Raw genomic sequence first — 20,042 nt, forward strand, 5'->3', positions numbered from 1 at the left:
AGTTAAATTATGATGGATCGACTACGCGAAGGCGTGAATAGCATCGCGGTCAAAATTATCCTTGGACTTATCATCCTGTCTTTCGTATTTGCAGGTGTAGGTAGCTACATCGTTAGTGGTAGCAACAACTCTGCAGCGAAAGTCGGTAACACTGAGATTCCTCGTGGTGAGTTCGAGATGGCATACCAAAATGAGCGTAACCGTATGCAAGCTCAGTTGGGTGACTACTTCTCTCAAATGCTGGCTGACCCTGCATATGTTGAATCTTTCCGCAAATCCGTTTTAGATCGAATGATCAATGACGTGTTGCTTGACCAACAAGCTGAAGCTTTGGGTCTACGAATCAGCGACACTCAAGTGCGTAGCATGATTCTAGACATGCCTCAGTTCCAATCTAATGGTCAGTTTGATCAAGAGATCTATCAAGCTTCTTTGCGTCGTGCAGGCTTTTCGCCAGACTCTTTTGCTGAGTACATGCGTCGTGAATTGGTTCGTGAGCAACTGCTGAATGCGCTACAAAACAGTGAATTTATTCTGCCGGGTGAAGTACAAGCAGAAGGCAAGCTGTTCACTCAAACTCGTGATATTCGCACGATTCAGATCGACTTAGCGGAGTTTGCGAAAAATATTGAATTGACCGACGAAGAAATTCAAGAGTACTACAAAGCAAACCCAGACAACTTTACACGCCCAGAGCAGGTTAAAGTCTCTTACATCGAACTGTCAGCTGAAGCGCTAAAGGAACAAGTTAATGTTTCTGATGCTGAGGTGAAAAAGTACTACGACGATCACTTAAACAAATACTCTTCAGAAGAGCAACGACGTGTCGCTCACATTCTTGTAGAAGGGGACGATGAAGCAAAAGCGCAAGCTATCCTAGATGAGCTAAACGCGGGTGCAGATTTTGCGACGCTTGCTCAAGAGAAATCTGACGATTTTGGCAGCGCTGAAAACGGTGGTGACCTAGGTTGGATTGAGCGTGATGTGATGGACCCTGCTTTTGAAGAAGCGGCATTCGAACTGAAGAATCCTGGCGATACGTCGGGTCTAGTAAAGTCGGACTTTGGCTATCACATTATCAAGCTTGAAGAGCTAAAAGATTCTGTGGCGAAGCCATTTGAAGAAGTCGCTGCTGAAATCAAACAAGAGATGGTTGACCAACAAGCTATCGATCAATTCTACGAGTTGCAAAATGAGCTTGAGCGCGTAGCGTTTGAATACCCAGACTCATTGTATGATGCTTCTCAAGCGGTTAACCAAGAAGTGAAGACAACGGACTTTATTTCTCAGGTTGATGCACCTGAAGTGCTTCGTAGCCCTGCTGTAATGCAAGCTATCCTGAGTCCTGAAGTTAAAGAAGATGGCCTAAACTCTGAAGCTATCGAAGTTGCGCCTGAGCATATTATCGTTGTTCGTGTTGAAGATGCGCGTGACGAGACAGTTCTTCCACTAGAAGAAGTGAAAGATCAGGTTGTTGCAGAGCTATCTCGTGTTAAAGGTGAGCAAGAAGCGATGGAGCTTGGAACACAAGTCGTTACGGCATTGAAAGAAGGTAAGACGAACGTGCTTGCTGAAAACAATCTTGCCTTTGGTGAACAAGAGACAGTAGATCGTCGTTCTCCGTTGGCAACAACGGTATTCGCGATGGCAAAACCAGTCGATGGTAAACCAGTATACGGTCAGTCTAAAGATCTTGAAGGTAACATCATTATCATCGAGCTTGATGCTGTAAACGCAGAGCTAGATAGTGAGTTAGAAGATCAAGTTGCGATGCAAATGCAGCGTGCATCTTCTCAGCAAGACTTATCATCTGTACTAGCCGTACTGCGTGCAAATACTGACATTGAGTACTTTGTTGTGAGCAACTAAGCACAATTAGTGTAATTTGTATGTTGAATAAAACGGACCGCATAAGCGGTCCGTTTTATTTTTGTCTTTATGAACTTCAATCATCAATAGGCATTACTTAAATTAGTGCGCGTTTAAGTGATAGCGGCCGTTGTGAATTCCGGGTCATCTCAGTTTGTTAAATGCATAACCATATTGCTTTCCATTGCAAACTTGATAGTGACTCGCACTCGACGACTGTTTTTAGCCTACTATTTTGGAGATTGTATGTTCAATATGAAATGGATTTTGACATTGTGCTTATTTGTTTTTGCACCTTTTAGCATGGCTGCGGATTCAGCCACTGACAAATATGAAGGAATTGAAATTACTGTAAATATCAACACGGCCACTGCTGAAGAAATTGCGACCATGTTGAAAGGTATAGGTGAGAAGAAAGCGCAGAGTATAGTGGACTACCGCGAGGAACATGGCCCTTTTAAAACGGCAGCAGATTTGAAGAGCGTAAAAGGCATTGGTGAAGCGACAGTTAAGAAAAACGAAGACCGCATTTTACTGTAGCTTGATGTATTGCAGATATTGAGTCTGAATTCAGAACAATATCTGCTTCCCTATTACTGCTTTCCCGAACCAGCACCTCTTTCGTGGTTCGGGATTTTTTATCCGAATAAACGACGGCGAAGGCCTTTTTCCAGTAAAGCCATTACTAACCCACCGAGTGCGCCAAACATATGAGCATCAATAGCAACGTTTGCACCGATAAGCTCAGCAGTACTGCTTGATGGGCCATAGACCTGCTCCCATGCTACTTTGGCGATTAGCCCTCCGACTAACAACACACTGCTTCTTCTACTTTCAAAGACTTCTCTGAGCGCCCAAAATCCAAACAATCCGTGTAATACGCCGGATAAACCCACGTACACCGACATGTTGGTAAACAAATTCAGCGCACCAACACATGCACATAAGATTGAAAAAACGATAAGGAAGTTACGAGTGCTTGGGCGAAAAATAAAAGTAATGATCCACAATCCGGCGAGGTTCATTCCTAAGTGCGCAAAGTTGGTATGTGTGAGATTTCCTGTTACGATTCGCCACCATTCACCATGGCGTATATTGTAGCTGTGCCACTCGGTTAGGCTTGCCATTGGTTCAAATTGAAGTATCAAACAGATCACGCTGATAATACTCAGCAAGGTATAAAGGTTCACTCTATGTCTCGTTATTGTTCTCGTTGTGGAAAATCGCAAAAAGCGTGTATTTGCCAATGGATTGTACCGCTGGCAAGCGAGGTAGAACTTATCATTCTTCAGCACACGAGTGAAGAACATCGTCCGCTTGGTACGGCACGGATTCTCAATTTGAGTTTAGATAACTGTATTTGTTTGATAGGAGAGGACTTTTCTTGTGATGATGTCTTAAATCACTTATTAGCGGATGAGTCATATCAACATTTTGTTCTTTACCCATCAGAAGGGTCACGATGCATTTCTGAAATCACTCAAGCGAGTCATAGTGTATCTAAGAAAATACGTTTGATTTTGCTCGATGGTACGTGGAAAAAAGCGTACAAAATGTGGCAACTCTCAAGCAACTTACATCCACTCCCAACCGTGCAGTTGCCTAAGCAACTACAAGGGCACTACACCATTCGTAAGGCGCCCTCTGAGAATAGCTTATCGACAGTCGAGGCAGGTTATCATTCGCTTCGCTTGCTTGAACCCGAGCGAGACTTTACACCGCTTATGCATGCCTTTGAAAATATGATCGAATTCCAAATCGCCCAGATGCCTCCGGGCGTTTTTGAAAAGAATTATTTGAAAGGTTGAGTGTTACTAAAGAACGATGGAAGAGAAAAGTTGGCGGTGTAGCTTTTGTGCGTGACCATCGGTCATTGCAGAAATGTAATCGGCGATGACCCTCATCTTATTGCTTTCGCTCTTCGCCTGACACCACAGCTCTTTTGTATGAACGGGTAGTAAGCGCTCTGGGTCTGCTGTTAACGCTTCAAAAATATCCATAATAATTTGCTGACCCTTATACTCAACGATCTGGACCTGCGGGACTTGGATAACGAAGGTGCTGACAAAGTGCTTGAGTACGTCAAGTGCACGTGCCATCTGTGGTTCTAAACACGCATTCCAAGAAAGTAAAGGGTTATTAAACGGCTCATCCACCGTTTTGATTGAAATGCTGGTCAGTAGCGCGTTAACCATACCACCGATAGCATCTTTCCGCTCATGGTGCTTACCGCTAAATAGCATCTGTCCGATGGAATCGATATGAGCTTCAAACCACGGGTCGCCACAGTCCGCTAATTGACTTGCTGCGCCTTCTTGCCATTGCTGACGTGTCACCATACCAAGTACGATTGCATCTTCTAAATCATGAACACCGTAGGCGATATCATCTGCTAGCTCCATGATTGAGCAATCGAGTGATTTAAAACGCGTTTTACTGTGCTCAAACTCCGATTCTGGCGTTGAACGCATCAGACTAAGCAATGCCTTGTCGTTGTCAGAAAGCGGTGCAATTACCCAATCAAATAAGTCTTTATCACAATCATAAATGCCTTTAGCTGGGCTCCAATCTTTTGCTTTTAGTTTACGTTGATGCTCGGCTGGTTGAGGCAACTTGACGGAGCGTGTTTGACTAATGAGGGCAGGGTACTTAATCAAACCAAGCAGTGTGCGGCGTGATAAATTCATTCCGAAATGCTCAGTATAAGGCTCTAACTTAGTGACGATACGAAAGGTTTGGGCGTTCCCCTCGAAGCCGCCATGTTCGCGCATTACGTAGTTTAGAGCGACTTCTCCTCCATGACCGTATGGAGGATGCCCGATGTCGTGAGCCAAACATAATGAATCAATTAAGCTGTCTGATGGTAATAGATCACGGAACTCTGGCTGTTTTTTCTTTAGTTGGGCGACGATACCGGTCCCGAGTTGCGACGCTTCTAAGGAGTGTGTTAACCGACTGCGGTGAAAGTCTTCCAAGCTATTGCCGTGTACTTGGGTTTTTGCTTGTAGGCGTCGAAATGCAGCCGAGTGAAGAATGCGCGCTCGGTCTCGTTGGTACGGGCTCCGATGGTCGTCTCGACGGATTTTATGCTCATCATCATGGCGCTCTTGCCATTGCGGGTGTAATTCAAACGACACGATTATCTCCGTAAGCTAACTGATTTCATCTAACGATAATTCGAAACTTGGGGCAAAGGTATTGAGAAAGTAATCCATTTCAGGTGTTCTGCGTTCTTGCAAAGTGACGTCTAAGCGTTTTTTTGCCAGAGCGAACTCATGGTTACCGGCGCTTAGTTCTTCAAGACATTTTAAATAGGCACAGATGGAATCGGCTTGCTTAACGATTTTTGCGTCCTCTTCGTGTGCAGAGTGAGAAAGAAGATAGGGAGCAAAATCATCTTGGAACTCTTCCGGTAACATTGAGAGTAATTTTTGCTCCGCTGCTGATTCTATCTTCTTATATTCTTTGGCAATTTCAGGGTTGTAATACTTCACTGGAGTCGGAAGGTCACCCGTTAATACTTCACTGGAGTCATGGTACATGGCAAGAATCGCGATGCGCTCTGGATTAAGGTTACCGCCGAACTTTTTGTTTTTAATTAGGGCAAGGGCATGAGCGACAAAAGCAACTTGTAAGCTATGCTCTGAAACGTTTTCTGGTGAGACGGACCGCATTAAAGGCCAGCGTTGGATCAGCTTCATTCGAGCCAGGTGGGCGAAAAAATGGCTTTCTTTCATGGCTTTCTCCGTTTCTGGTGTAAAAAAGGAACTCACTAGGAGTTCCTCTAAGCATATGAGAGATCAGCACTAATTACTACCAGTGATTCATTACTGGCTGTAGGTTGATAGGAATCTTTCAAAACGTCCAATGGCGATTTCTAGATCTTCAACGTGCGGTAGTGTCACGATGCGGAAGTGGTCTGGTTTTGGCCAGTTAAAACCAGAACCTTGCACCAGTAAGACCTTCTCTTGTTTTAAGAAATCTAAAACCATCTGTTGATCGTTCTTGATGTTGTACATTTTAGTGTCGATTTTCGGGAAGAGGTACATCGCACCCTTAGGTTTGACACAAGAAACACCAGGAATCTGATTGATCAGTTCATACGCTCGGTTGCGCTGCTCTAATAAGCGTCCGCCAGGTAAAATCAGTTCATTAATACTCTGGTATCCACCTAACGCGGTTTGAATCGCATGTTGCATTGGTACGTTTGCGCATAAACGCATCGATGAAAGCAGCTCCAAGCCATTCACGTACCCTTGAGCCAGATGTTTAGGCCCCGTTAGGAACATCCAGCCACCACGGAAACCACAAACACGGTAGGCTTTTGAAAGGCCATTGAATGTCATAACTAGCACGTCTTCAGTGAGTGTGGCGACTGAGGTATGTGTTGCACCGTCGTACAACACTTTGTCGTAGATCTCATCTGCGAAAATGATCAGTTTGTGCTGGCGTGCTATCTCAATCACTTCAAGTAGGAAGTCACGGCTGTATACCGCACCTGTCGGGTTGTTCGGGTTGATCAGAACAATGCCACGTGTCTTTGGTGTGATTTTCTTTTTGATGTCTTCAAGGTCTGGGTACCAGTCAGCCTTTTCATCACATAGATAATGAACCGGCTTACCACCAGATAGTGCAACTGAAGCTGTCCATAACGGATAGTCTGGTGCTGGGATCAGCATTTCGTCGCCATTGTTTAATAGCGCTTGCATGGCCATTACGATCAACTCAGACACGCCGTTACCTACATACACATCTTCGACATCTAGCGAGCGTATACCTTTACGCTGATAGTGTTGGACCACAGCTTTACGAGCAGAGTAAATGCCTTTGGAATCACAATAGCCTTGAGAAGTCGGCAGATTACGAATCACGTCGACTAAAATCTCATCAGGGGCGTCAAAACCAAATGGGGCAGGGTTACCAATGTTTAGCTTTAGGATTTTATGCCCTTCTTCCTCCATGCGCTTAGCATGTTTGAGTACAGGACCCCTAATGTCGTAGCAGACATTGTCGAGTTTTGACGACATCCCGATATTTTGCATTGTTTAATTCCTAAAAATTCGTTAATTTCTTTATTAAAATACAATAATTTGTTTTTTATTAGAATATATATCTGTAAATAATCTGTCTGCTGGTTAAGTTTTGCTCGCTTGCTATCACAGGATTTTGCAAAAGATCGCATACGACCTTGATTTGCTTTGGGTCTAAACTTAGAGTAGCCGTCAGTTACCATTTATCCTCACATACAACGAGGTTGATTTGTCACAGTTCCATCAAGCCGTAAAGAGAATTATCGAGCGAGTTCAGCAATCGGAAGGCAATCAAACACGTCTGGTCGAGCCCCTTAGTGAGAAACCTAATTTCTCATTTATTGATTGGCTTGATGCACAACCACTTTTCCCTAAGTTTTATTGGCAGTCCCGCGATACACGTGAAGAGGTCGTTGCACTAGGGCAATTGCACGCTTTTGTTGAGCCAGGTCCTGCTTATACCATTCTAGGTGAAGGGCAAAGAGTCTGGGGCGGGCGCTCTTTTGATGGACAGCATGAGAAGAATCGTCGCTGTATGCCTTCTTTTTTCTTTTTGCCTCAAATTGAGTTAATTCGTTTTGACCAACAGTGGTCTCTCGCAGTTAATATTTCAGAAGACAAAGCGCGAACTCTAGCTGGGTTGAATAAACTGGTTTGTGAGGTCGCAACCTTAGCTCCAATTTCGTCTCACATCCGCTCTATTGTTCATACGCCAAGTCAGCCTCAATGGAATGAGTTAGTTCATAAGGTTCTGACTGGTATAGAGAATGATGATTTTAAGAAAGTGGTTTTAGCGCGTCGCTCTACCGTGCAGCTTGATAACACATTAAGTGCTGCACAGCTACTTAAAGCAAGTTACTTAAATAACCATCATAGCTTCCATTTCATGCTGAGCTTAGACAGTAAGCACAGTTTTATGGGGTCTACGCCAGAACGTTTGTATTCTCGCGTAGGGCATGAGCTACATACCGAAGCGTTAGCAGGTACGATTGGTCGGGGAGACAATGCCACTCAAGATATGGAGTTGGCGAATTGGTTATCCCAAGACCAAAAGAACCTCAACGAAAACCAGTATGTGGTGGACGACATCATTGACCGTCTATCACCGCATTCTGAAATGGTTGAAGTGGAAGCTGAACCGAGTTTGGTCAGACTACGAAAAGTGCAGCACCTTAAGCGAAATATTCACGCTAGTCTAAGAGCGGGGATAAATGGTGTTCAGTTGTTATCGGCGCTTCAGCCAACAGCGGCGGTTGCTGGCTTACCCCGACAAGAGTCCATGCAGTTTATTCTTGATAATGAGCCGTTTGCACGCGGCTGGTATGCAGGCTCTATGGGTTACATCAGCCATGAGCGTGCAGAGTTTTGTGTCGCAATCAGAAGTGCGCTTGTGCTCGGTGAGCAAGTACAACTGTTTGCGGGCGCAGGGATTGTTCCAGGCTCCATTGCAGAACATGAGTGGGCAGAACTTGATAAGAAAATGTCGACGTTACTTACGCTGATTTCTGATCATCCGCCATTGGGAGTCGCATCATGAGTCATGACCAAGCGGTGCTCAATCGAGTTTGGTCAGAAACCATATTGATTGAGCTTCAGCGATTTGGCGTTAAGCATGTTTGTATCGCTCCCGGATCTCGTTCTACGCCTTTAACTTTAGAAGCGGCAGAACAGTCCGACTTTTCCATTCATACTCATTTTGATGAGCGTGGATTGGGCTTTATGGCTCTTGGTTTAGCGAAAGCTACTCAGGAACCCGTGGCAATTATCGTTACCTCTGGTACGGCAGTGGCGAACTTATTACCGTCGGTTGCCGAAGTCAAACTTACTGGTGAAAAACTGGTGCTGCTGACAGCAGATCGTCCAGTAGAACTTGTCGGCTGTGGTGCAAACCAAGCGATAAATCAATTGGGTATTTTTTCACATCATGTTTCGGCCAGTTTGAATTTACCAAGCCCAAATTTAGCAACGTCGCTTAACTGGTTGCTGACCTCTGTTGACGAAGTGATGTTTACTCAGCAATTGCAGGGTAGTGCCGTTCATATTAATTGTGCATTTCCAGAGCCTTTGTATTCCAACGGCGCAAAAGCGGATTATCAAACCTACTTAGATTCGGTCGCCGGATGGCGAAAAGGAAGCGGCACTTATACTCAGCGTTTTAGCCATTTGTCACAGGCGAACATCCCGCCTTTTTCAGACAAAAAAGGCTTGGTTGTGATTGGCAGCTTACCGCTTGAACAAGCGAAGTCGGCGCAGGCATTTGCACAAAAGATGGGATGGCCAGTACTTGCAGACCCGCAAAGTGGTCTCAGTTCGGATTGGGCGTATTACGATGTATGGCTTCAACTTCCCGAGTTCGCAAACGAGCTTGAATCTTGTGAACTTATTATCCAATTTGGTAGCCGAATCATCTCCAAACGTTTGAACCAATGGATTGATAAACAAGTATCGAAAAATCAACAAAGTAAAGACGTTCAGTATTGGTATGTCTCACCTTGTATGGACCGGAATAACCAAAATCATCTGGCGCAAATGCACTGGGTTGAGCCTCCTAAAACGTGGGTTTCTCGCATTAGTTTTGAGAAGTCAATATTTGCTGGGTGGGCTGATAGGTTAGCGAATGACGTTAAGCGAGTTCATCAACGTATCGAAGAAGCCTTCCTATCTGATTCAGCGTCTGCCATTGACGAAATTGCGTTGGCAGCAGACATCAACGAGCGCACAAAGAACGTAGATGTTTTCTTGGGTAATAGCTTGTTTGTTCGGCTTGTTGATATGTACGGAAAATTGGATGGTGTAGAGGTTTTCACTAATCGAGGCGCATCAGGGATTGACGGTTTGTTTGCTGCGGCATCAGGCGTGCAACGGGCAAGAGGTAATCCGTTACTAATGTATATCGGTGACACAGCAGCACTTTATGATCTCAATTCTCTGGCGCTATTTTCTCACAATAAACTGCCGGCGGTACTTGTTGTTACTAATAATGACGGCGGTGCGATTTTTGATATGTTGCCAGTACCACCAGAGCGCAGGACGACATATTATCAAATGCCTCATGGTTATCAGTTTGAACACGCGGCAAAGCAGTTTGGTTTGGCGTATTTGCATGTTTCTACACTGGAGCAATTCCAATCATCTGTAAAAGAGCATTTATGTCACCGCCAAGGAACGTTGCTGGTCGAGGTTCAAACCCCACCTAATCAAGCTGCTGAGACACTCAAGGCATTTAATAAGAGTCTGAATGCTTTACTTTGAACGTTTCCCTGTATTAGAAAAACACCAAAGTAGAACGTTGCCCACTTTGGTGTTTTTGCATGGTTTGCTTGGTAGCGGTGAAGATTGGCAATCGTGTATCAACGCGTTACCCGAGTATGAACGTGTTACGGTTGACCTCCCTGGTCATGGGCACAGCCAATCTATTTCTTGCAGCGATCTGAATGATTGCTGCAAACTTCTTGGTTCCACACTATCTTTATTATTTCCCTCACAACAACCACTTATTTTGATTGGTTACTCTATGGGCGGCCGCATTGCGATGCATGGTATTGCCCATCAATGCTTTCCAGATCTCAATATTGCGGGCGCGATTGTTGAAGGGGGAAACTTCGGGCTTCAAACTGAGTCAGAGAAACAGGTGAGATTAGAGAATGATGCTCGCTGGGCAATGCGTTTCAAAACTGAACCACTTGAACGTGTTTTGAACGATTGGTACCAACAAGCGGTGTTTTCTTCACTAAACCATGAGCAAAGACAAACATTCATTGCGAAGCGAAGTGATAATCTTGGCTCAGCGGTGGCGAATATGTTGATGGCGACATCGTTAGCCAAACAGGCATATTTGTTGCCCTCACTGCAAAAGCAGAACATACCAGTGTATTACTTGTGTGGTGAGAAAGACCAAAAATTTAGCCAACTGGCACAACATAGCGGGTTGGCGTATCGACAAGTTGAAGGCGCTGGTCATAACGTCCATCAAGAGCAGCCCAAACAGTTTGCGATACATACCAAGCAAATAATTCAGTCTCACTTTGGTGAGAGTAACGAGAACAATGGGAATCACCATGGCTAAAACAGTAGGCATTTCTGAAGAAGAACTTTACGCTCCGGTTCAATGGAAAGATTGCGGCGAGAAATACGAGGACATTCATTACCATAAGTCTGAAGATGGTATCGCGAAAATCACCATTGCGCGTCCTCAAGTGCGTAACGCGTTTCGTCCTCAAACGGTAAAAGAGATGATTGATGCGTTGGCAGATGCGCGTTACGACTCTGGTGTTGGCGTGATCATTCTGACAGGTCTAGGTGAAGACGCATTCTGTTCTGGCGGCGACCAGAAGATCCGTGGCGACTATGGCGGCTATAAAGATGACCAAGGTACGCATCACCTAAACGTATTGGACTTCCAACGCGATATTCGTACTTGTCCAAAACCAGTGATCGCATCGGTAGCGGGTTGGGCTGTTGGCGGTGGTCACGTTCTGCACATGATGTGTGACCTAACGATTGCAGCTGACAACGCTCAATTTGGTCAAACAGGCCCTAAAGTGGGTTCATTTGATGGCGGTTGGGGTGCATCTTACATGGCTCGCATCGTAGGCCAAAAGAAAGCTCGCGAAATTTGGTTCCTATGTCGTTTCTACAATGCTCAAGAAGCGGTAGACATGGGCCTAGTAAACACAGTTGTACCACTAGCGGATCTAGAGAAAGAAACCGTTCGTTGGTGTCGTGAAGTACTACAGCACAGCCCAATGGCATTGCGCTGCCTGAAAGCTGCATTAAACGCAGATTGTGATGGTCAAGCGGGTCTGCAAGAGCTAGCGGGTAACGCAACGATGATGTTCTACATGACTGATGAAGGCCAAGAAGGTCGTAACGCCTTTAACGAGAAGCGTCGCCCAGACTTCGATAAATTCCCTCGCAACCCATAATCCGTCTAAATGAGGAGCGTGTTAGCTCCTCTGTTCCTTTTTTCCTGAGCGCCTCGCCCTCTGGGAGGCTGGTGGGATTGCTCGTCAGAACGCTCAAATATAAGGCATTACATAGGACTTGAATTATGCGTGAAGCGAAAATTTATCGTTATAGCTTGCCCATGGATAGTGGTGTCATCCTACGTGACAACAAGCTAACCGAACGTGTTGGTTATGTTGTTGCGCTTTCTGAAGGTGACCAAATAGGGTTTGGAGAAGTCGCTCCTCTTCCTAGTTTTAGTTTAGAGAGCACCGAAGATGCGGGTGTTCAGCTACAAGAACAGGCGGAACGTTGGGTAGCAGAGTTGGATGTGGATTATGCCAATATGTACCCGTCGGTTGCGTTTGGTTTATCGATGGCACAGCTTGAATTAGCTGGTGGCTTACCACAACAAGGTAAATACCAAACAGCGCCACTATGCACTGGCGACCCAGATGAGCTCATTCCAAAGCTGAACGAAATGGAAGGTGAGAAAGTCGCTAAGGTGAAAGTTGGACTTTATGAGCCAATTCGCGATGGCATGCTTGTGAACCTTTTTCTTGAATCAATCCCTCAATTAACGCTTCGACTCGATGCCAATCGCGCTTGGACACCAGAAAGAGCGCAGCAGTTTGCTAAATACATTACTCCGTCTTTGCGTCAGCGCATTACCTTTTTGGAAGAGCCGTGCCGCTCTCCTGGCGATAGTCTCTCTTTTGCGATTAATACTGGTATTGCTATCGCTTGGGATGAAACATTGCAAGATGCGGTTCGTCGTGAAGATTTCCGTCTTGAAGATCTAACTGGAGTGAAAACGATCATTATCAAACCCACACTCATTGGTTCAGTGGATTTTTGTATTACACTGATAGAGAAAGCGAAGTCACTAGGGATGAAAGCAGTGATTAGCTCGAGCATTGAATCCAGTCTCGGTTTAACTCAATTAGCGCGCTTTGCCCAATGGCAGCTGCCTGATGAAGTTCCAGGTTTGGATACGATTGGCTTATTCAAAGCTCAGCTAGAGCAGGGCTGGCCTAAGTGTGAACTTCCCGTTCTTCCTCTAAAAGACCAGGAGATTGTGTGGCATTCTGCGTAGACAATATTGCGAAGGCACCATGGAAATATTGGGCTCAAACGAGCCCTTTTTCTATTGCACTCAAGACATCAACAGAAGTTTTAAACTGGCAACAACTCTCGAAGCGTATTGACCAATACACTCACTATTTGAATGACTTGGGTGTAACTCGGGGGGATGTGCTGACTTTGGTTGGCAAGAACCAAGTAGAAACACTGTTGTTTTATCTTGCCTCCAAACAGTTAGGCGCGCTCGCTGCGCTGACCATGGAACAACCACTAGATAAGTTGCAGGGTAAGCTTGCTACACTTTACAGGCCTGATCAAACTCGGTTTATCTGGTTTTCTCAGGAATGCGCTTCGACCTTTTCTGAACATGATATACAAAAACTCAAGGCAACATTGCTTTCACCGCCTGTAGTATCACCGCAAGAGAGTGATTCGTTGACTGAAGATAGCTATCATCATGACCGGCTCGCTTCAGTAGTATTTACTTCTGGCTCTACAGGTGAGCCTAAAGCTGTGGTTCATACACATCGACAGCATCTTGCGTCTGCAGAGGGCTTGTTGCAGGAGTTCATTTTCACTCAGCAAGATGCTTGGCTGTTATCGCTTCCGCTGTATCACGTCTCTGGATTAGCGATTGTCTATCGTTGGCTATATGTCGGAGCAACACTAAAAGTCGGTTCAGGGAAACTTGTTGATGATGTTCAGGGCGTATCACACGCTTCTTTGGTTGCGACTCAGCTCAAACGGTTATTGGATGATGATGCACATTTGTCATTGACACATGTGCTACTGGGCGGCAGCCACGTTGATCACGAGTTGGCACTACGAGCAACAGGGCAAGGCATTGAGACATGGTTAGGTTATGGGATGACGGAGGCGGCCTCTACCGTTACCGCAAAGAGAATTGACAGCACCAGTAATGCTGGACATGTATTGAAGCACCGTAAGATAAAATTAGTTGACCAACGCATTTTTATTGGCGGTAAGACATTAGCGGCAGGGTATTTCCATCAAGGACATGTTACCCCATTTCTGGATGAGAAAGGCTGGTTTTACAGCAAGGATCTTGGCGAGTGGCAAGGTGATGAATTAAAGATAATCGGCCGTGCCGACAATCAGTTTATCTCTGGTGGTGAGAATATCCATTGTGAAGAGATTGAAGCCGCTTTGAACCAAATTGATGGTGTAGTGCAGAGTATAGTGGTTCCAGTCGAAGACGCGGAGTTTGGTCATAGACCAGTAGCTGTGATTCAGACCAATGGATTGCGCAGCAAGTCGGAGTATGACCAGCACTTACAATCAAAGTTAGAGAAGTTTAAATGGCCAGTGGAATACCATGTAATGCCACTAACTCTACTAGAAGGTGGGATCAAAATTTCACGTAAGGCCGTGAAAGAGTGGCTACTGTCATCACTTCAGCATTAGTCAATTTTGCTATGTATTAGTCATAAAGAGAATTTCGTATCCTTATAACTCTGAATCATAATTATGCTTCTTCGTGGAGAGAAAATGCATAAGGTTCAGGATGGCAAAGCTAGTTTTAATTGCGGCAGTAGCACTACAAATTGGTATCGCGATAAGTAGTGAAGGGCTAGCCCGCTCTCTTGCAGAGCTAACGGCATTTTTGATCGCTATTGCGTTGGTCGTTATATACAAAAATAGCAAACGGGAAATACCGTCCCCTCAACGCGATAAGCAGACCACCAATATCTAAAACAGTAACCAACTTAGAGAAGTGGTCGAAATTAACACCCACAGAGTCACACCAAACAACAGTGGCTTAGCTCCAGCAGACTTTAGTTTTGAAATTGAAATGCTACAACCTATCAAGAACAGACATACAACCAACGCTTGCTTTGCTCCAATGAAAATGCCGTGATAGACCATTTCAAATTGAGGAAAGAAGTCGCTAAACGCGATAGCTGCACAGTACCAAAAAATGAAATAAGGGATAGCTAGTTTTTTCTTTCCATTCTCTTTTTGGCCTCTTGAAAAGATGACGGCACTGATCAAAGCAACAGGAATGATCCATAAAGCGCGCGCGAGTTTCAATGTTGTTGCCGTCGTTAGTGCTTCTTCCCCATAGGCCGAGGCAGCCCCGACAACAGAAGATGTGTCATGAATGGCAATCGCAGCCCATGTGCCAAACGTGTGTTGATCTAGCCCTAAAGCATGTCCAATCACAGGAAACACAAAGAGTGCAATGGAGTTCAGGACAAATACCGTTGCCAGTGCTAATCCAATCTGCTCGTCTTTCGCTTTAATCGCCGGTGCCACAGCAGCAATTGCGCTACCACCACAAATTGCAGTACCTGATGAGATTAAGTAAGCGGTTACTCGCTCCAATTTAATTACCCTGGCAATGAGAGTGCCCATGATCAGTGTGCCTGTAATAGTGGCGATGATCAGGCCGATACCATCCGATGTGACTGCAAGTGCTTGCTCAAAGTTGATGCCAAAGCCTAAGCCAATAATCGAGTAAGACAGCAGCTTTTTAGTAAAAGAAGCGATGGGCAGCTCGGAAGGCACAAAACCAAAACTTGCGAGTAGAAAACCGATAACTAGAGCAATAGGAGAGGAGGCAAGGGGGGTTAAACAAAAAAGTAACGCCAATCCAAACAGGAGGTAGTTTCTATTCAAGGTTTTTATTCGCTGTTGTGAATGAAAGGGAGAGTATATCGCACTGGGTGTGGTCAGTTTGTCTTAATGATTTGAACACATGTTCAGTTATCCTAAACATGTGTTCAAGTGTATTTATCGCCAGTCGCCTCTGAGTTGATGCACTTTATCGAACATTGTTTTTGCCGTTGCCTCATTTGGTGGCACCGGTTGTCCTGCTTCAATTTCTAGCTTTGACCAAAATCGAGTCGGTAAGCCACAGCATGCGCGACCTTTTGCGCGGCTGAAATAGCTTCCCCATAAGCCTTTAAGTGCAACAGGTATGACGGGTACTGGGCTACGACGTAGAATGATATCAATACCGCGCATGAATTCATTCATTTCACCATCTGAAGTTAATCTTCCTTCAGGGAAAATACAGACGATATGACCTTCGCTTAGCGCGGCTTCCACATCGTTAAATGCACGTCTAATAGAGCTTCTGTTACTCGCTGAAATTGGAATTACCCCAGTTCGACGTAAAAAGCGCCTTAATGGAGGTAGGTTGGCGTAATCTTCCTCCATCACAAAACGAATCAACCTTGGGCATACTGCACTAAGTAGCAATGCATCCATGTAGCTTACATGATTACATACAATCAATGCCCCACCATGCTCGGGTAGGTTGTGTAGATTCTTATGCTTAACTCGATAGATGGTGTGCGTAAGCATCCACATGACAAAGCGAACTACAAAAATAGGAATTTGCAAAAAGATGTAAGCGGCAACTAAGAAATTTAAAATGGCTAACAATGCAAACAGCTGAGGAATTGTCATCTTGATTACACTTAGGCACACAATACCTAAGACAGCGCTGCCGACCATAAACAGAGAGTTAAAAATGTTGAGCCCTGCGATGACTTGAGCACGTTCGGTTTCCTTTGCTCGATGCTGCATTAATGCGTAAAGCGGCACGATAAACAAACCGCCCGAAGCGCCAATCATCAATAGGTAGAAAAATAATGGCCAAAAAGGCTCATATCTAAAGAAGTCTACAAAGTTATGGAAAATAGGTAGATCATTGGGAATGGAAGTGGCCATTAGGTACCCAAATCCCGTAATGCCAAAGGCACCAATTGGCACAATACCGACTTCGATACGATGGTTTGAGATCCAATTGCAAAGTAGCGACCCTAGCGCGATACCAATGGAAAATAGAGCGAGCAAGAAAGACACCGCACTCTCGGTGCCATTTAGGTAAATCTTAGTGAAATTCGGGAATTGTGTTAGATATGCGGCGCCTAAAAACCAAAACCAGCTTATTGCCATTATGCATTGAAAAACAACTCGATCGGATTTGGCGATAGAGAGCGTGTGTTTGGTTTGCTTGTATGGTTGCCAACGAAAAGAGAGATTGGGCGCGCTGGCTGCAGCAAAGGGGATTGAGCGGCTCGACAAGTAGCCTAACAATGCGAAGATCACGACACAAAATGCGGCAAGGTATTTTGCGTTGTCTGCAGAGGCTATAATCCCAGCGCCTAAGGTGCCAATAAGGATGGCGATAAAGGTACCAGCTTCAACAAGAGCGTTGCCGGGCACTAACTCTTTAGCATTTAACTTTTGAGGCAAAAGGGCATATTTAACTGGGCCAAAAAATGCTGACTGTGTGCCCATTAAAAACAGTAGCAATAAAAGCACACCATAACTTTCGGTTATGAATCCGATGGCACCCAAGAGCATGATGGCTATTTCAAATAGTTTAACCTTACGAATAAACCATGACTTTTCATATTTGTCGGCTAATACGCCAGCGGAAGCAGAGAACAGAAAGAACGGTAGAATGAACAAGCCTGCCGCAAGGTTGATGAACAAATTGCTCGAAATAGGTAGTGCACTGGAGCCAGCGAATGCGACAAACAACAGCAAAACGTTTTTAAAAATATTGTCGTTGAAAGCGCCAAAAAACTGAGTAATGAAATAGGGCAGGAACTTTCTCTGCGTAAGTAACGACGGCTGTCTGTCGGATGACATGGATAATCCTTTGTTACCAGTTCGTGAGGTAGTTAGAAAGAAGATTACTGATCAATTCTTTGCCATCAATCGGTTCACTAGAGAAAAACTTATCATCAACACTGAGTAAAGTAATGCCATGTACGCCAGACCAAAGGACTCGACTCGCTTGAATCACTTCGGATTCAGTACGATGTGGTGCGATTTGAGCCAATAGTGACTCTAGCATTCCCGTCATACCATCGATACGTTTGGCATGCCATTCCGGAAGTTCTGCTCCATTCATGTTGTGTTCGAACACTAACTGCCAACGGTATGGGTGTTTTTGAGCAAAATCGTGGTAGCAATAAGCGAGTTCAAAAAGCGCTTGATGGGAGTCTTTGCTGTCATTAGTCGCTTTGCGTGCTTCTTGAGATAACTCATCTAAAGTTTGAGCGACAACATGAAGCAACAACAAATTATAATTACCAAAAACATTTACCAATGTGCTTGGCACGTAACCAATCATGTTAGCGATTTTACGAAGACTGAGTTCGTGGTAAGAATTCTCATCTAAAAAGTTTTTGACCGTTGTTAACGTCAAATTCACTAACTCTTCTCGGGTGTGATCGTTTCTGCGCGCCATACTCTCAAACTACTTTATTGAACATCGTTCAATATGATAGTCAGCTACCTATTAACCGTCAACAAGGCAATGTGTCCAAGTGCCCTCAAGGTGTAGGATTCTGAGCTGTGTCACTGATTCTAATTCAAGTAAAACAATCTGGAGTATTAGTGAACTTATTCCATACTTTTTTTACATTGATCAAGCGCCTTCAGCTGAATTGTAAGCAGTGTGAGCAGTCTGCATTTTTGGCAATATTCTGATACATGTCAGCTTCTATAAGCTATTTTCATCAATCGGTATACAGAGTATGATGACTTAAAAATCATCTTTGGCGTGCTACTGTTTGAAACAACGATTGTTTCGTCTTGAAAATGGGGCACTATCTTAGATAGCTAACTTTAAGGATAACGATGAAACGTTTATTTTCTATTGTTGCTTTGTTGATGTTTACCGTTGCTGTAACGCCTATCGCGGAAGCGAAGAAGTTTGGTGGCAGTAAGTCTTTCGGTAAGAGCTACAAAACCGCACCAGCACCGAAACAACAGCAACAAAACACCAATACGGTCGGCAAAGATCAGACGACAAAGTCTTCAAGTAAGAAAGGCCTTATGGGTGGTCTGCTAGGCGGACTTCTTGCTGGTGGTCTACTTGCTGCATTCTTTGGCGGTGCTTTTGAAGGTATCCAGTTTATGGATATCCTAATTATTGGTTTGATTGCCTTTGTCATCTTTAAACTAATGCGCGGTATGCTAGGTGCGAAGCAGGGCAGTATGAACCAGCATCGTCAACAGCCTGCATTTGGTGGCAACGCATCTAAGTTTGAGCAACCAAACATGCAAAACTTTGAGCAACAACCAAACACAAATAATGGTGGCTTTGGTGGTTTTGGCGCTCAAACAGACGTACCACATAACTACCCACCGGGTTTTGACCAAGCAGCGTTCATTAATGGTTCTCGTGAACACTATCGAATCCTGCAAGGTGCGTGGAATCACAACCAGCTAGAAACTATTGAAGAATATGTTTCTCCAAGCTTGTTTGAAGACCTAAAAGCAGAGCGCGCGAAGCTCGACGGTGAGCAGCATACTGACGTAATGTACGTTGATGCGGAGATCGTCCGTGCTGATTACGATGCAAATAAAGCACAGCTTAGTCTGCAGTTTAGCGGTCGTTACCGTGACACAGTAGAAGGTGTTGAAGAAGAAATCGAAGATATCTGGCACCTAGAGCGTGACTTGACTGCGCCTAATGCGCCATGGTTAATCGTTGGTATTCAAGGCTAGTCACCTTTAAACCAATTTAGCCACTAGTAAAAATCCCGCATCCCCTTCGGGATTTTTTGTATCTATCATTTATATTTCTTGTACGTGTTTTTATACAAACATCACTAATTGAGTCCGTTTGGTAATTTTGCGAGCCCACTTTTTCTAGTAAGTCCTCAAGTGTTTTCCTATTTATATTGAACATTCATATTAAGGCCATACGAACTAACAAAATCAAAATAGCTAGTACATTGTTTGTAGGGTAAAGATCTGCTCCTCAGCCTTTTGTTTGTGGAGTTTCACATGGGGTTGGTTGCTTTAGTGAGATTGAGTATAGGTTATACCAATCGTAGTAAATAACTGGTCATTCTAGCTTGTTAAAATACTCGATAACTGCGCCTTGTTCTCAAGCATTTTCCCTACGCTATTTCTGATCACTTATTTACTGTGATAGGTATTCAATCGAGCAGAGTTTCGGTTAGGAGTGAAAGGTTCGTTGTAGTAGGACTATGCTATCAAGATCCTGAAACGAAAAAAGCCAGCTCAATGAGCTGGCTTCTTCAATATGGTGGAGGGGGACGGATTCGAACCATCGAAGGCAGTGCCGGCAGATTTACAGTCTGCTCCCTTTGGCCACTC

18 protein-coding genes are annotated in these 20,042 nt (G+C 44.6%); 11 read left to right on the forward strand and 7 right to left on the reverse strand.

Annotated features, from left to right (window positions below; translation table 11 throughout):
* Positions 1-9: 9 nt before the first annotated feature.
* Positions 10-1,869 (forward strand): peptidylprolyl isomerase, encoded by a 1,860-nt coding sequence (gene ppiD / locus R7O13_RS19680; protein WP_258671514.1) that lies wholly within the window; start codon positions 10-12, stop codon positions 1,867-1,869.
* 255 nt (positions 1,870-2,124) lie between these two features.
* The gene (locus R7O13_RS19685) at positions 2,125-2,409 is read left to right on the forward strand and encodes a ComEA family DNA-binding protein (protein WP_031777211.1); all 285 of its coding nucleotides are present in this window, start codon (positions 2,125-2,127) and stop codon (positions 2,407-2,409) included.
* Between the two features lie 98 nt (positions 2,410-2,507).
* Here R7O13_RS19685 and rrtA read toward each other — a convergent pair whose 3' ends face one another.
* Positions 2,508-3,059: a rhombosortase gene (gene rrtA, locus R7O13_RS19690; RefSeq protein ID WP_005382331.1), complete on the reverse strand. Its 552-nt coding sequence runs from the start codon at positions 3,057-3,059 to the stop codon at positions 2,508-2,510.
* A gap of 3 nt (positions 3,060-3,062) precedes the next feature.
* On the opposite strand from rrtA, the gene R7O13_RS19695 reads away from it, so the two are divergent.
* Positions 3,063-3,677 carry a tRNA-uridine aminocarboxypropyltransferase gene (locus R7O13_RS19695; protein WP_054575199.1) on the forward strand — a complete coding sequence of 205 codons (615 nt, stop codon included), beginning with the start codon at positions 3,063-3,065 and terminating at the stop codon, positions 3,675-3,677.
* 6 nt (positions 3,678-3,683) lie between these two features.
* Here R7O13_RS19695 and R7O13_RS19700 read toward each other — a convergent pair whose 3' ends face one another.
* From R7O13_RS19700 to R7O13_RS19710, 3 genes are all read right to left on the reverse strand, one after another.
* Positions 3,684-5,006 (reverse strand): anti-phage deoxyguanosine triphosphatase, encoded by a 1,323-nt coding sequence (locus tag R7O13_RS19700; RefSeq protein WP_318304528.1) that lies wholly within the window; start codon positions 5,004-5,006, stop codon positions 3,684-3,686.
* Positions 5,007-5,021: 15 nt separating this feature from the next.
* Complete coding sequence (gene yfbR, locus R7O13_RS19705) at positions 5,022-5,606, reverse strand: 5'-deoxynucleotidase (protein ID WP_025766954.1); 585 nt, start codon at positions 5,604-5,606, stop codon at positions 5,022-5,024.
* A 90-nt stretch (positions 5,607-5,696) separates the two neighbouring features.
* Positions 5,697-6,911 carry a pyridoxal phosphate-dependent aminotransferase gene (locus tag R7O13_RS19710; RefSeq protein WP_213874656.1) on the reverse strand — a complete coding sequence of 405 codons (1,215 nt, stop codon included), beginning with the start codon at positions 6,909-6,911 and terminating at the stop codon, positions 5,697-5,699.
* Between the two features lie 217 nt (positions 6,912-7,128).
* Here R7O13_RS19710 and R7O13_RS19715 point away from each other — a divergent pair, with 217 nt between their 5' ends.
* From R7O13_RS19715 to R7O13_RS19745, 7 genes are all read left to right on the forward strand, one after another.
* Entirely contained in the window at positions 7,129-8,436 is a 1,308-nt protein-coding gene (locus R7O13_RS19715; protein WP_033906881.1) for an isochorismate synthase MenF, read from the forward strand.
* A complete protein-coding gene (menD, locus tag R7O13_RS19720; RefSeq protein WP_262606980.1) occupies positions 8,433-10,151 on the forward strand; it encodes a 2-succinyl-5-enolpyruvyl-6-hydroxy-3-cyclohexene-1-carboxylic-acid synthase in 1,719 nt (572 codons plus the stop codon). The genes R7O13_RS19715 and menD overlap by 4 nt, the downstream gene beginning before the upstream one ends.
* On the forward strand, positions 10,138-10,965 hold the full coding sequence (gene menH / locus R7O13_RS19725) for a 2-succinyl-6-hydroxy-2,4-cyclohexadiene-1-carboxylate synthase (RefSeq protein WP_213899478.1): 828 nt from the start codon (positions 10,138-10,140) through the stop codon (positions 10,963-10,965). Before menD ends, menH begins: the two co-directional genes overlap by 14 nt.
* The gene (gene menB, locus R7O13_RS19730) at positions 10,958-11,824 is read left to right on the forward strand and encodes a 1,4-dihydroxy-2-naphthoyl-CoA synthase (protein WP_005382318.1); all 867 of its coding nucleotides are present in this window, start codon (positions 10,958-10,960) and stop codon (positions 11,822-11,824) included. Before menH ends, menB begins: the two co-directional genes overlap by 8 nt.
* A 125-nt stretch (positions 11,825-11,949) precedes the next feature.
* Positions 11,950-12,939 (forward strand): o-succinylbenzoate synthase, encoded by a 990-nt coding sequence (menC, locus tag R7O13_RS19735; RefSeq protein WP_176310857.1) that lies wholly within the window; start codon positions 11,950-11,952, stop codon positions 12,937-12,939.
* Positions 12,924-14,351: an o-succinylbenzoate--CoA ligase gene (menE, locus tag R7O13_RS19740; RefSeq protein ID WP_176310858.1), complete on the forward strand. Its 1,428-nt coding sequence runs from the start codon at positions 12,924-12,926 to the stop codon at positions 14,349-14,351. Before menC ends, menE begins: the two co-directional genes overlap by 16 nt.
* A 100-nt stretch (positions 14,352-14,451) precedes the next feature.
* A complete protein-coding gene (locus R7O13_RS19745; protein ID WP_017634658.1) occupies positions 14,452-14,640 on the forward strand; it encodes a hypothetical protein in 189 nt (62 codons plus the stop codon).
* Here R7O13_RS19745 and R7O13_RS19750 read toward each other — a convergent pair.
* The 3 genes from R7O13_RS19750 to R7O13_RS19760 all read right to left on the reverse strand — a co-directional run bounded on the left by R7O13_RS19750 (position 14,637) and on the right by R7O13_RS19760 (position 18,159).
* Positions 14,637-15,566, reverse strand: a complete 930-nt coding sequence (locus tag R7O13_RS19750) for a YeiH family protein (RefSeq protein ID WP_005384270.1) — start codon at positions 15,564-15,566, stop codon at positions 14,637-14,639. The two genes, R7O13_RS19745 and R7O13_RS19750, sit on opposite strands and share 4 nt — an antisense overlap.
* 114 nt (positions 15,567-15,680) lie before the next feature.
* On the reverse strand, positions 15,681-17,555 hold the full coding sequence (locus R7O13_RS19755; protein WP_262606982.1) for an MFS transporter: 1,875 nt from the start codon (positions 17,553-17,555) through the stop codon (positions 15,681-15,683).
* A gap of 13 nt (positions 17,556-17,568) precedes the next feature.
* Positions 17,569-18,159, reverse strand: coding sequence for a TetR/AcrR family transcriptional regulator (locus R7O13_RS19760; RefSeq protein WP_005382308.1), 591 nt, complete (start codon positions 18,157-18,159; stop codon positions 17,569-17,571).
* Between the two features lie 392 nt (positions 18,160-18,551).
* On the opposite strand from R7O13_RS19760, the gene R7O13_RS19765 reads away from it, so the two are divergent.
* Positions 18,552-19,424 (forward strand): Tim44 domain-containing protein, encoded by an 873-nt coding sequence (locus tag R7O13_RS19765; protein WP_005384268.1) that lies wholly within the window; start codon positions 18,552-18,554, stop codon positions 19,422-19,424.
* The last annotated feature ends 618 nt before the right edge of the window (positions 19,425-20,042 follow it).

It is taken from the genome of Vibrio sp. Y176, assembly GCF_033438945.1.